The organism is Agrobacterium sp. 16-172Ci (assembly GCF_053522725.1).
Map to the genome: position 1 here is coordinate 134,917 of NZ_JBNWBW010000002.1, position 13,444 is coordinate 148,360.

The 13,444-nt window shown below is 60.1% G+C and carries 10 protein-coding genes; 4 read left to right on the forward strand and 6 right to left on the reverse strand.

Annotated features, from left to right (window positions below):
- Nucleotides 1-105: 105 nt before the first annotated feature.
- The 5 genes from ACQZ40_RS03675 to tesB all read right to left on the reverse strand — a co-directional run bounded on the left by ACQZ40_RS03675 (nucleotide 106) and on the right by tesB (nucleotide 6,589).
- Nucleotides 106-831: an outer membrane lipoprotein carrier protein LolA gene (locus tag ACQZ40_RS03675; protein ID WP_052025744.1), complete on the reverse strand. Its 726-nt coding sequence runs from the start codon at nucleotides 829-831 to the stop codon at nucleotides 106-108.
- 50 nt (nucleotides 832-881) lie between these two features.
- The gene (locus ACQZ40_RS03680) at nucleotides 882-3,548 is read right to left on the reverse strand and encodes a DNA translocase FtsK (RefSeq protein ID WP_448747418.1); all 2,667 of its coding nucleotides are present in this window, start codon (nucleotides 3,546-3,548) and stop codon (nucleotides 882-884) included.
- 214 nt (nucleotides 3,549-3,762) lie between these two features.
- Nucleotides 3,763-5,112 (reverse strand): ammonium transporter, encoded by a 1,350-nt coding sequence (locus tag ACQZ40_RS03685; protein ID WP_121490421.1) that lies wholly within the window; start codon nucleotides 5,110-5,112, stop codon nucleotides 3,763-3,765.
- A 29-nt stretch (nucleotides 5,113-5,141) separates the two neighbouring features.
- Nucleotides 5,142-5,492: a P-II family nitrogen regulator gene (locus ACQZ40_RS03690; protein WP_004444057.1), complete on the reverse strand. Its 351-nt coding sequence runs from the start codon at nucleotides 5,490-5,492 to the stop codon at nucleotides 5,142-5,144.
- Nucleotides 5,493-5,704: 212 nt separating this feature from the next.
- On the reverse strand, nucleotides 5,705-6,589 hold the full coding sequence (gene tesB, locus ACQZ40_RS03695) for an acyl-CoA thioesterase II (protein ID WP_142844422.1): 885 nt from the start codon (nucleotides 6,587-6,589) through the stop codon (nucleotides 5,705-5,707).
- On the opposite strand from tesB, the gene ACQZ40_RS03700 reads away from it, so the two are divergent.
- The 4 genes from ACQZ40_RS03700 to fdxA all read left to right on the forward strand — a co-directional run bounded on the left by ACQZ40_RS03700 (nucleotide 6,565) and on the right by fdxA (nucleotide 12,331).
- Complete coding sequence (locus tag ACQZ40_RS03700; protein ID WP_448747497.1) at nucleotides 6,565-7,890, forward strand: ubiquinone biosynthesis hydroxylase; 1,326 nt, start codon at nucleotides 6,565-6,567, stop codon at nucleotides 7,888-7,890. The genes tesB and ACQZ40_RS03700 overlap by 25 nt on opposite strands.
- A gap of 457 nt (nucleotides 7,891-8,347) precedes the next feature.
- Complete coding sequence (locus tag ACQZ40_RS03705; RefSeq protein WP_448747498.1) at nucleotides 8,348-11,413, forward strand: helicase-related protein; 3,066 nt, start codon at nucleotides 8,348-8,350, stop codon at nucleotides 11,411-11,413.
- 4 nt (nucleotides 11,414-11,417) lie between these two features.
- Nucleotides 11,418-11,834 carry an RNA-binding S4 domain-containing protein gene (locus ACQZ40_RS03710; protein WP_020810999.1) on the forward strand — a complete coding sequence of 139 codons (417 nt, stop codon included), beginning with the start codon at nucleotides 11,418-11,420 and terminating at the stop codon, nucleotides 11,832-11,834.
- A 158-nt stretch (nucleotides 11,835-11,992) separates the two neighbouring features.
- A complete protein-coding gene (fdxA, locus tag ACQZ40_RS03715; protein ID WP_003520294.1) occupies nucleotides 11,993-12,331 on the forward strand; it encodes a ferredoxin FdxA in 339 nt (112 codons plus the stop codon).
- Nucleotides 12,332-12,406: 75 nt separating this feature from the next.
- On the opposite strand, the gene holA is transcribed toward fdxA, so the two are convergent.
- Nucleotides 12,407-13,444, reverse strand: a complete 1,038-nt coding sequence (holA, locus tag ACQZ40_RS03720; protein ID WP_448747419.1) for a DNA polymerase III subunit delta — start codon at nucleotides 13,442-13,444, stop codon at nucleotides 12,407-12,409.

The window sequence follows — 13,444 nt, forward strand, 5'->3', positions numbered from 1 at the left end:
GCAGGCTTATAACATTGCGACGAAAACGGGAATGTATTTTAGCGGTAAAATGAAAAAGGCGACCGCAGGGTCGCCTTTCCAAGAATTTCCTTGGGGCTTGAAGCCTCAGCCGCCTTTGCGGACTTCCTCGTAATTGATGTTGAAGACGCGTTCATCCAGGTTCACGCCGGTCTGGACGTTGAAGATCATGACGGTCGTGTCCTTGTTCTGGGCATCGGTCGTGGTCCATTGCCTCAGATCGAAGGTCTTCGGATCGAACATCAGGGTAATGGTGGAATCGCCGAAGACGCTCTTGTCGCCCAGCACGATGGTGGTCAGGTCCGATTCTTCCTTGACGTTGCGAACCTTCTGATTGCCGAGATCGATCTTGTCGGACAGAAGCAGGCTGAGCGGCGTCTTGGAGAGCGGATAAAGATCCCACGTCTTGAGCTTCATATTGCCGATAACGACGTTCTTGCCGTCGGCGATGACCCGCATGGGCGAGGGGTCTTCGTAGTTGAAGCGGAGTTTGCCGGGGCGTTCGATATAGAACTTGCCGCCGGTCTGTTCACCGCGCGGGCCGAACTGGACGAATTCCCCCATCATGGTTTTGACCGATGAGAAGTGATTGGCGATTTTCTGCGCTGTCGCCGTGTTGCCGGCTGCCTGGGCAAAGGCGTCAAGCGGCGACAGGCCGGCCATGATTGCGGCCATGGAAAATGCCGTCAGCACGCCACGACGCGTCACGCCGTTTTGCGGTGTGTTTGCGTTGGCCGTTTCGCCGGTGGTGAGGTCGTTCATTCTATTCTCCTTCATCGCAGCGATTGTCCGCATAAAAGGCGGCGGCTTCATGACGTTGAAAGCGTGTAATAACGCTTCTTCGCCCCGCTTGGTTGCGGACGTTACCGCTCGATGATGTCTGCTTCCGTCGGTACGAGTATTTCGCGTTTTCCGGCGTGGTTGGCGGGGCCGATAATGCCCTCCTGCTCCATGCGCTCGATCAGCGAGGCGGCGCGGTTATAGCCGATGCCGAGACGCCGCTGCACATAAGAGGTGGAGGCTTTGCCATCGCGAAGAACGACGGCCACGGCCTGATCGTAAGGGTCCTCGGAATCGGAGAAACTGCCGGCGCCGGCCGGGCCGACGCCATTGCCTTCCTCGTCGTCTTCCTCGGTAATCGCTTCCAGATATTCCGGTGCGCCCTGTGTTTTCAGATAGGCGACGATCTCTTCCACCTCGTTGTCGGAAACGAAAGGACCGTGCACGCGCTGGATGCGCCCGCCGCCTGCCATATAGAGCATGTCGCCCATGCCGAGCAGCTGCTCGGCGCCCTGCTCTCCAAGGATGGTGCGGCTGTCGATCTTCGACGTCACCTGGAAGGAGATGCGGGTCGGGAAGTTTGCCTTGATCGTGCCGGTGATGACGTCGACGGAGGGGCGCTGGGTCGCCATGATGACATGGATGCCGGCGGCGCGCGCCATCTGCGCCAGGCGCTGCACCGCGCCTTCGATGTCCTTGCCGGCCACCATCATCAGGTCGGCCATCTCGTCGATGATGACGACGATATAGGGCAGGGGCTTCAGATCGAACTCTTCCGTTTCGTAGATCGCCTCGCCGGTCTGGCGGTCGAAGCCGGTCTGCACCGTGCGGGTGAGTATCTCGCCCTTGTCGAGCGCCTGCTGCACGCGGCTGTTGAAGCCGTCGATATTGCGCACGCCGATCTTCGACATCTTCTTGTAGCGCTCTTCCATCTCGCGCACCGTCCACTTCAGCGCCACGACGGCCTTTTTCGGATCGGTAACGACGGGAGAGAGCAGATGCGGAATGCCGTCATAGATCGACAGTTCGAGCATTTTCGGGTCGATCATGATCAGGCGGCACTGTTCCGGCGACATGCGGTAAAGCAGCGACAGGATCATGGTGTTGATGGCGACCGACTTACCCGAACCCGTGGTGCCGGCAACGAGAAGATGCGGCATCTTGGCGAGATCGGCGATGACGGGTTCGCCGCCGATGGTCTTGCCGAGCGCCATGGCGAGTTTGGCCTTGCTGTTTTCGAAATCGCGGCTGCCGATCAGTTCCCGCAGGAACACGGTTTCGCGCGTCTGGTTCGGCAGTTCGATGCCGATGGCATTGCGGCCGGGAACGACGGCGACGCGGGCCGCGATCGCGCTCATGGAGCGGGCGATGTCATCGGCAAGGCCGATGACACGAGAGGATTTGATGCCGGGTGCCGGTTCCAGTTCGTAGAGCGTGACGACCGGGCCGGGGCGGACATGAATGATCTCGCCCTTGACGCCGAAATCCTCGAGAACGCCTTCCAGAAGGCGGGCATTCTGTTCCAGCACTTCCTCGCTCAGCATATTGTCGCGCACGACATTCTTCGGCTCCGCCAGAAGGTGGACGGTGGGGAGCTGGAAACCGTCTGCGGCGATGAAAGAGGCCTGCGCTTCCCTTGCCACGCGCTCACTGGGCTTCGGGCGTGCGGAAGGGGCGGTTATTCTGGGCTGCCCGCGTCCCGGTGCCTGTCGGGCCGTGAATTTCTGGTCGGACTCGTCGTCGGAGAGAATGCCGTTCGGCAGCCGGCGTCCATCCGCGTCGAAGGTTTGTTCGTCATCCATGTCCTCGTCATGATCGAGGGCGATGGAGGGAGGTGACATCTGGCGACGCGATGCGGCGCGTTCTTCGAAAGACGGCTCTGCGCGCTGGTCGAGGCGGTTGATCGCGGTCTTGAGGCGCGACGGTTCGTTCAGCGTGCCGAATTCATATTCGTTGAAGTCGTAAGGATGTTCGAATTCATCGTGCAGTGATTTCGACTTCAGGCCGAACAGGCGGCGCAGGCGCGCCTGGGTGATGTACCAGTAATGCGCCAGTGCGCCGAAGGCGAGCATATTGGCGAAGAAACCCTCGCCGTCGTCTTCATCATCCTCTTCGGCCTCACGGGCGGCGCGGGCCTTGCTGGTGGCGACGGGAGCGGCCTCTTCGCGTTCCAGCTCGTCATCCAGACCGCCAACGACACCGGCGGCAAACAGCATCAGCCATGCGGCAGGCGCCGCGAATATCACACCCAGTACCGTGGCAATCGTGCCGGTGGGGTAAGCGCCGATAAAAAGGGCGGGAAAACGCAGGATCATGTCACCGATGACGCCGCCGATGCCGTTCGGCAGCGGCCATGTCACGGGGGCCGGAAAACAGCCGAGCGAGGCGGCGCAGACGATGGCGCCTGCGACCCAGGCCACAAGGCGAACGGGTATGCGGTGGAATTTGCGGCCGGCGATCAGCGCGATCGCCCAGGCGATGACAGGCAGGAGCGAGATGATTGCGGAAAGCCCGAGGAACTGCATCACGATATCGGCGAAAATCGCACCGCCGTAGCCCAGAAGATTGGTGGGCTGGTTTCCTGTCGCGTAGGAGAGGCTCGGATCCGCGACATTCCATGTCGCGAGCGCGGCGATGCCCAGTGCAATCGTGGCCAGCAGAGCGAAACCGGCGAGAGCCATGATCTGACGCACGAAAAACGCCGTCAACACGAAGCGCGTGTGACGACCATCGAATGTCGGAGAATGCATTCTGCCCATGTCCCTGAACCCGTCGTTTTATGGTTTCGGCAAGATCCGGCAGGAGACCTGATCCCGGATTGACAGGGAAAACTAACCGCTTGCTGGTTAATGTCGTGTTAACCATGCGGTTTTTTGAAGCGCTTCAGATTTACGGCAAAGAAAAAGGCCCGCCGGAGCGGGCCTTCTTTTGGGAGAGGGGATGGAGAACCCCTTTTCCCGGATATCAGGAGTGGTACGCGGCTTCGCCGTGGGTTGCGAGGTCGAGACCTTCGCGTTCGGCTTCGACCGGAACCCGCAGACCGACGATCACGTCGACGATCTTGTAGAGGATCGCGGAGACGATGGCGCACCAGACGATGGTGATGGCGACGGCGACGAACTGCGTCCAGACCTGCGAGGCGATGGAGAAGTCTTCCTTGCCTGTGCCGCCAAGCAGCGGCGAGGTGAAGATGCCGGTGCCCAGAGCGCCGATGATGCCGCCGATACCGTGGACGCCGAAGACGTCAGCCGTGTCGTCGTAACCGAACTTGTTCTTCACCACGGAGACGAAGAAGTAGCAGATCGGCGAGACGATGAGGCCGAGAACGATGGCACCCATCGGGCCGACGGAGCCAGCGGCGGGCGTGACGGCGACGAGACCGGCGATCATGCCCGAAGCGGCGCCCAGCATGGAGGCCTTGCCGCGGGTGAAGCTTTCAACCAGCGACCAGGAAACGATGGCGGCTGCAGTTGCGAGGAAGGTGTTCATGGTTGCGAGAACCGCACCGCCCGATGCTTCGAGGTTGGAACCGGCGTTGAAGCCGAACCAGCCGAACCACAGCATGGCTGCGCCGACCAGCGTCAGCGTCATCGAGTGGGGGGCCATCATGTCCTTGCCGAAGCCGGTACGCTTGCCGACCATGATCGCGCCGATCAGGCCTGCGATGCCGGCATTGATGTGAACGACAGTGCCGCCGGCGAAGTCGAGAGCGCCCATGCCGAAGATCAGGCCGTTTGCATCCCAGACCATGTGAGCGATCGGGAAATAGACGAAGGTGGCCCACAGGATGGTGAAGAGGATGACGGCGGAGAATTTGACGCGTTCTGCGAAGGCGCCGATGATCAGCGCCGGCGTGATGGCCGCGAAGGTCATCTGGAACGCGATGAAGGTGTATTCGTAGATCACGACGCCCTCAGAGAAGGTTGCCGAGGTGCTGTCAAGCGAAACGCCCGACAGAAACAGCTTGCCGAAACCGCCGAAATAAGGGCCGGTGCCGCCGCCAAAGGCGAAGGAGTAACCGTAGATTACCCAGACGAGCATCATGACTGCGCCGACGACCGTGCACTGCATGAGAACGGAGAGCATGTTCTTGGTGCGGACAAGGCCGCCGTAAAACAGGGCGAGGCCCGGAATGATCATGAAAAGCACGAGGATCGTCGCGACATACATGAATGCGGTGTCGGCTTTTTCCGGAACGGGAGCGGCCGCGGCCACTGCCGGCGCTGCATCCTGGGCAAAGGCGATGGCCGGAGCCATCAGGGCCGCCGCTGCGGCGCCTAGCTTGCCGAGCGTTGAAAACTTGTTGAGTTGCATAGTTAGAAAACTCCCCTGTCAGCCGTGCTTCAAAGCGCTTCTGTGTTGGTTTCGCCGGTACGGATGCGCACGGCCTGTTCGATAGAGTAGACGAAGATCTTGCCGTCACCGATCTGCCCGGTCTTTGCCGCAGAAGCGATCGCTTCGACGGCCTTGTCGACGACGTCGGATGGAACTGCGATCTCGATCTTCAGCTTGGGAAGGAAGCTCACCGCATATTCCGTGCCGCGATAAATCTCGGTATGCCCCTTCTGGCGTCCGTAACCCTTTACCTCGGTCACGGTCAGGCCCTGGATGCCGACGCCGGTGAGCGCTTCGCGCACTTCATCCAGCTTGAACGGCTTGATAATGGCCATCACAATTTTCATCTGGTTTCCCATCCTTTGTTTTGTCCTCGGCACGGAGCCGACTCTCCTGCCGCTGGCAGATCAGTAACAGCGACTGCGGACATACATTCAAAGGGCGTGCCAGTTTTGAGTGTGTATCTAACGTATTGAAATATAAAACTTATATGAAGGGCGTCTGAAAAAGGGGCATTTGTCGCCAAAATTTGCGTCTATTAAATGTGCGATTTTTAGAAAAAGCACATTATTTAATCATTTGCCCTTTTGCGGATCAAACCCTCCTGCGCCACGGAGGCGACCAGTTCACCCTGTCTGGTGAAAATATTGCCACGAGTCAAACCGCGTGCGCCGGAAGCGCTGGGGCTGTCCTGTGTGTAGAGCAGCCAGTCATCCAGCCGGCAGGGGCGGTGGAACCACATGGCGTGATCGAGGCTCGCCACCTGAATGGACGGATCGAAGATGGTCGTGCCATGGGCGTAGAGCGAGGTGTCGAGCAGGGTCATATCTGAGAGATAAGCGAGAATGGCCGATTGCAGGCGCGGATCATCAGGCACATCGCCGACGGCGCGAACCCAGATATCCTGTTGCGGTTCGAGTTTTTCCCTGGAGATATAGTGGGTCAGCGATACCGGCCGTATCTCTATCGGCCGCTTGTTGCTCCAGTATTTGCGGATAGAGGCGGGCGCCTTGGCAAGAAAGGCCGCCTGCATCTGCTCTTCGCTCATCAGTTTTTCAGGCGGCGTCACGTCAGGCATTTTGATCTGATGGTCGAAACCATCCTCGAAAATCTGAAACGACGCCGACATGGAAAAAATGGCCTTGCCATGCTGGATGGCGACCACCCGGCGTGTGCAGAAGCTCGCGCCGTCGCGGATGCGCTCCACCTGGTAGACAATAGGCACCAGCGGATCGCCGGGGCGCATGAAATAGGCATGCAGCGAATGCACGAAACGGTCGTTATCCACGGTTCTTTGCGCGGCGATCAGGGCCTGCGCGATGACCTGGCCGCCGAAAACCCGCTGCCAGCCGATCTGCGGGCTTTCGCCCCGGAACAGGTTCTCTTCCAGCTTCTCAAGATCGAGTGTGGCGATGAGATTGGCCATCGGGTCTGACGTTTGCGAGGGATGCGACATTTTTTCGGCCTGCTCCGGCTGTAGGAAGACGTCACATGGTCTATAGTGCGCCGATGATGCGTGCACAAGATTCGAGGAGAAGCGCGATGCTGGACGTAGTGGTGGCAGGCGGCGGATATGTCGGTCTTTCCGTTGCTGTCGCAATCAAGCAGGCGGCCCGGCATCTTGATGTGCAGGTGGTTGAGGCCTCTCCCGAAGATGTCTGGTCGAAGGACGTTCGCGCTTCCGCCATTATTGCCGCAGCCACCCGGATGCTCGATGTTTTCGGCATATGGAACGAGATCGAGCCGGAAGCGCAGCCGATACACAAGATGATCGTCACCGATTCGAAGACCGCCGATCCGGTGCGTCCCGTGTTCCTGACTTTCGACGGCGCCGTGGAAGAAGGCAGGCCGTTTGCCCATATGGTTCCGAACGTCGCTCTGGTGGGCGCATTGCGAGGCCTGTGCGAGCGCCTTGGCATAAAAATCCGTCACGGTCTCAGTGTTTCCGATTTTTCCGCGGGTCCCCAGTCGACGGCCATTCGCCTTTCCGACGGGTCGACGCTCGAAGCGCGATTGCTGATTGCCTGTGACGGCGTTCGCTCCGCGCTCAGGGATATGGCCGGTATCAAGACCGTGCACTGGGCTTACGATCAGTCCGGTATCGTGACGACCGTTGAGCATGAGCGGCCGCATGAGGGCTGCGCCGAAGAGCATTTCCTCCCATCCGGCCCCTTCGCCATCCTGCCGCTGAAGGGAAATCGCTCTTCGCTCGTCTGGACCGAACGCACGGCCGATGCCGACAGGCTGGTAGCCTCCGACGATCTGGTGTTCGAGGAGGAACTGGAGCGCCGGTTCGGTCACAAGCTGGGTCCTCTTCGTCCGGTCGGTCCCCGCCGCGCCTTCCCACTGGGTCTGACGCTGGCGCGTTCTTTCGTTGCGCCGCGTTTTGCGCTTGCGGGCGATGCGGCCCACGGCATTCACCCGATTTCCGGGCAGGGCCTCAATCTTGGCTTCAAGGACGTGGCCGCTCTCGCCGAAACCGTGGTCGAGGCCGACCGGCTCGGCCTCGATATTGGCTCACTCAACGTTCTGGAGCGTTACCAGTCGTGGCGGCGTTTCGACACGTTGCGGATGGGGGTGACGACGGATGTGCTGAACCGGCTTTTCTCCAACGATATTGGCCCCATCCGTATCATGCGTGATTTCGGTCTCGGCGTGGTGGATCGTTTGCCGGGTCTCAAATCCTATTTCATCGGTCAGGCCGCCGGCACGACGGATGCGAATGCGCCGCGTCTGCTTGCTGGCGAGGCGCTCTGATCCGACCCTTCCTGCATGTTTCTGATCGGCTTTTTCGGTATTGCCGCTTGACAGCCGATTCCGGGATTTCCTGCCCGGCGGCTTTGCCGTAAAGCCGAATCCGGCCAAGGACTTATCCGGATTCATAATCTGGTACGATCTGCGCCTTGGCCAACCAGATATTGCGGAGAACAAAAGCTGAATCCCATCGAGTCAGCGATTCGTATTCGATTCGTTCGCAGACTGTTCCGCAGCCGAATCGATTTCATTTTCGCCGGATTCTTTTTATTTGTTCAAATAGCTGAATCTGAACGGAAAATTCCGTCGACTGGTCGCCCTGCGCCACTTTGCGGGTGAGGCCTATTGCCTTTGTCGGCGGGCGTTGCCATGTGTGGTGCGTGCGGCCCGCATCAGCAATGCTGGGCGCACGGCAAGCAGATGAAGTCGATTCGCGGATAGTACGTTGAATTTTCGCCCCATGATCCTGAGCGGCCGCGGTGTCACGGCCGTTCTCGGCCCCACCAATACCGGCAAGACCCATTACGCGATCGAGCGGATGGTCGCGCATGGCAGCGGTGTCATTGGCCTGCCGCTGCGTCTTCTGGCGCGGGAGGTCTATACCCGCCTCGTTGAAAAGGTGGGTGCGCCGAATGTGGCGCTGATTACCGGCGAAGAAAAAATCGCACCGCCTAAAGCCAAATATTCCGTCTGCACGGTGGAAGCCATGCCGCGCGAGACGACGGCCGCATTCGTCGCGATCGACGAGGTGCAGCTGGCGGGCGATCTCGAACGCGGGCACATCTTCACCGACCGGGTGCTGCATCTGCGCGGGCGGGAGGAAACGCTGCTGCTCGGCGCGGGCACGATGCGTCCTATCCTCGAGAAGCTGTTGCCGGGAATAACCGTGGTCGAGCGGCCGCGCCTGTCGCAGCTCTTTTATGCGGGTCAGAAGAAGATAACCCGCCTGCCGCAACGCACGGCGATTGTCGCCTTTTCCGCCGATGAGGTCTATGCCATCGCTGAGCTGGTGCGCCGCCAGCGCGGCGGTGCTGCCGTGGTGCTGGGCGCGCTTTCGCCGCGCACGCGCAATGCGCAGGTGGGGCTCTACCAGTCCGGCGACGTCGAATATCTGGTGGCGACGGACGCCATCGGCATGGGTCTCAACCTCGATGTCGACCATGTCGCCTTCGCGCAGGACCGAAAATTCGACGGCTATCAGTTCCGCAATCTCAATCCCGGCGAGATCGGCCAGATCGCCGGCCGCGCCGGCCGCCATCTTCGCGATGGCACATTCGGCGTGACGGGGCGTGTCGATCCGTTCGATGACGAGCTGGTGGAGCGGATCGAAACCCATCAGTTCGATGCGGTTAAGGTTCTGCAGTGGCGGACGAAAAATTTCGATTTTTCCTCCATCGCCAATCTGCGTCTGAGTCTCGATGCCGCGCCGGCTATCCAGGGACTTTCGCGCGCCCTGCCGGCAATCGACCAGCAGGCGCTGGAATATCTGTCGCGTTATCCAGAGATCATCGATGTGACGACGAGCGATGCGCGGGTGGAAAAACTCTGGGAGGCGTGCGCGCTTCCAGACTATCGCCGCATTGCTCCTGCCCAGCATGCGGACCTGATCTCCACGCTCTATTTCGACCTCGTCAAACGCGGGGCGGTGAACGAGGATTTCATGGCCGAGCAGGTGCGTCGCGCCGACCGGACGGATGGAGAGATCGATACCTTGTCTGCGAGGATTGCGCAGATCAGAACATGGACTTATGTATCGAACCGCCCAGGATGGCTTGCCGATCCGACACACTGGCAAGAAAAGACTCGGGAAATCGAGGATCGATTGTCCGATGCGCTACATGAAAGGTTGACGAAACGCTTTGTTGATCGCAGGACATCTGTGCTCATGAGGCGCCTGAGAGAGAATGCGATGCTTGAAGCTGAAATCAGTGTAAATGGTGATGTCTTCGTAGAAGGTCATCACGTCGGCCAGTTGGCCGGGTTCCGGTTCACGCCGGTGCCGGGAATGGAAGGGCCGGATCAGAAGGCCGTGCAGGCTGCGGCGCAGAAGGCGCTTGCGCTCGAATTCGAGGCGCGTGCCGCGCGTCTGCATGCCAGTGGAAATGGCGATCTCGCTTTGAGCTCCGATGGTCTGGTTCGCTGGTTGGGCGAACCGGTTGCCCGCCTTTCGGCCGGCGACAACATCATGAAGCCGCGGGTGATCCTGCTTGCCGACGAGCAGCTGAACGGCAATGCCCGTGATCACGCGCTGGCGCGCGTAGAGCGTTTCGTCAATCATCAGATTGCGACCGTGCTGAAGCCGCTGGACGATATTTCCCGCGCCGAAGACCTTCAGGGTCTGGCGAAGGGTCTGGCGTTCCAGCTCGTGGAAAATCTAGGCGTGCTGTTCCGCCGCGACGTTGCCGAAGACGTGAAGTCTCTCGATCAGGATGCGCGCGCCTCCATGCGCCGTTACGGCGTTCGTTTCGGCGCTTATCACGTTTTCCTGCCAGCGCTTCTGAAGCCCGCTCCGGCGGAGCTTGTGACGCTGCTCTGGGCTTTGAAGAATGACGGTCTCGGCAAGCCGGGTTACGGCGACCTCATTCCGGTGCTGGCCGCAGGCCGTACCTCGGTCGTCACCGATGCCAGCTTCGAGCGCATGTTCTACAAGCTCGCCGGTTTCCGCTTCCTCGGAAAGCGCGCCGTACGTATCGACATTCTCGAGCGTCTGGCCGATCTCATCCGCCCGCTGCTGCAGTGGAAACCCGGCCAGCAGCCGCGTCCGGAAGGCGCCTATGACGGTCGCCGTTTCACGACCACGACCGCGATGCTTTCCATTCTCGGCGCGACGCTTGACGACATGGAAGAAATTCTGAAGGGCCTCGGTTACCGCGCCGATCAGGTGACGGCGGAAGAGGCGCAGGCCTTCCTCGCCAGCCACGCCGGTGCCTCTGCTCCGACTGCTGCGGAAGCGGCGACGGCTGAAGAGGAAAGCGTCGAGACCGAGGAGCACGAGCCGGCTTCCGAAGAACAGGTGTCCGAGACGGCTGCTGCTGTCGAAGGCGAAGCTGTCGAGGCGTCGGTTGCGGAGGCTGCCGCAGCCGAGGCTGCGCCGGAAGGCGTCGAGGCCGCCGAGCCCAAGCCCGTTCTTCTGTGGCGTCCGGGTGGTCGTAACGAAAATCAGCGTAGCGAAAACCGTCGTCCCGGCAATCGCGGTCAGGGCCGTGGTGAAGGCGCGCGTGAACAGGGCGAGCGTCGTAGTGAAGGTCGTCGCGACAATCGTGACGGTGCAAACCGCGACGCGGCTAATCGCAGTGGCGACGGCGAGCGCAAGCGTGATGGCGGACGTCCGGACCGTGGCAACAACCGCAACAATGATCGTCATGATCGCGGGGAGCGCAAGGACCGGCCAGAACGCAATGACCGTGGCGGAAAGCCGCAGGGTCAGCAGCGCTTCGAAGCCAAGCCGCCGCGCAAGGAAAAGCCGCTCGATCCGGATTCGCCTTTCGCAAAGCTCGCTGCTCTCAAGGAGCAGCTTAAGAAGTAGGCCCATGGGAAGCAGCGAACAGCCACTGGAAAGCACGCGTCAGCGTCTGGACAAGTGGCTGTTCTTTGCCCGCATGGCAAAATCCCGTTCGCTCGCCCAGAGCTACATTCAGTCGGGCCACGTCAAGGTCAACGGCATTGCCATTCGCCAGTCCAGCCATGTGGTGAAGGCGGGCGACAGGCTGGAGATCGGCTTCGAGCGGATGGACAAGGTGCTCGTCGTCAAGTCCGGCGGAACACGGCGTGGACCCTATGAGGAAGCCAGACTTCTCTATGACGACGAGACGCCGCCACGGGAACCTTCCGACAGGCTGACACCCCTTGAGCAGGCGTTGCGCCAGCCGGGCAGCGGGCGTCCCACCAAAAAAGAGCGCAGGGCGCTCGACAGGTTTCTGTCTGACAGCGACGGAAGCAAAGATTAGAATAAACCTCTAGGTCGCACCCCTTTTTCAGAATTGTTTATCCTTGCTATCTGTAAGCAAAGGCATTACGTCACTTGCGAAATTGCCCTGTCTGAATTCCGGGCGACGGCTTGTGTTCCGAAGCCCACAGACCCGGCCTGCATATTCTGGAGTTCATCATGACATATGTCGTGACCGACAATTGCATCCGCTGCAAATATACCGATTGCGTTGAGGTCTGCCCCGTCGACTGCTTTTACGAGGGTGAAAATTTCCTCGCGATCAATCCCGATGAATGTATCGATTGCGGTGTCTGCGAACCGGAATGTCCCGCCGAAGCCATCAAGCCCGATACGGAGCCGGGTCTCGACAAATGGCTGAAGCTCAATGCCGAATATGCGGCAATCTGGCCTAATATCACGATCAAGCGCGACCCGATGCCGGAAGCCAAGGAAATGGACGGTGTCGAAGGCAAGCTCGAGCTCTATTTCTCCGCAGAGCCCGGACAGGGCGACTGAGTTTTTACGGCCCGACCGTGAAACCATGATTTAAAAAGCCCTCGCAGCAGCAGCGCGAGGGCTTTTTGCTGGGCCTCATCCGCCGCGGCCGGATTGCAGCGTGGTCGACAGCAATGTCAGAAGGGCCACGCTTTCCTCCAGGCTCTGCCGCTGACGGCTTTGCAGTATGGCGGCCTGCAGACGGTTCATCTCGCGTGCGATTGCCGCTGGCTGCCAGGTTCGCAGGGCTCTTTCGATGATGGGTTTTCTGCGGAAATGGATGTGGCGTCCAAGCGTCTGCATGACCTGACCGGCCTGCAGTTTTTTCTCATCCATTTCGGCCCGCATCTGGTCGAGTAACTGGAATTGCTTGAGGCACCCCTGGAGCACAAGAAAGATCGGGGTCTTCGAAGAGACGATCTTCTGCGTCGCGTGGAAAAAGGCGTTTCTGTCGCCTTTCAGAATGGCGTCGACGGCATCGTCTGCGGAAACCGTGCTAGCGTCTCCGATGATCGCCAGCACATCGTCTTCCTCGACCACGTCTGCCCCACGGCAATAGAGCGCCAGCTTGCGGATTTCATTGCGCGAGGCGATACGGTCACCACCCAGGGATTCGATGAGCCTCTGTCTTGCGGCTGGCGCAATGCGCAGATTATCGGCGGAGAGTTCCTGATCGATCAATGCGTTCAATGAGCGCGCATCGTCGGCGTAACAGGGAATCGCAGCGATGGAGCGCGCCGGTTCTGCGATCTTGCGCAGTCCCGTACCCTTCTTTATGTCGCCTGCTTCGATGATGAGGAAGCTTGCTTCCGGCGGGGTCTCGGCAAGAATCTGCAGCGCATCCACCAGCGCCTTTTCGGCCGCAGCACCTTTGACCCAGACGAGTTTTTCGCCGCCGAAAAGGCCGATGGCATTCACCTCGTCGAGCAGACGGCCGGGGTCGCCCTGCAGATCGGATGCGGTCAGTTTCAGCGATGCGAAAGCGTCATGAGGATCGATACCGGTTTTTTTGGCGATGACGCCTGCGCGTTCCGATACGAGACCGCGATCCGGGCCGTAAAGCACGAAAACGCGAAAGCGCTCCGCCGGATTTTCGGCGAAGCGCTCAAATTCATGGGACTTTATCTCCGTCAC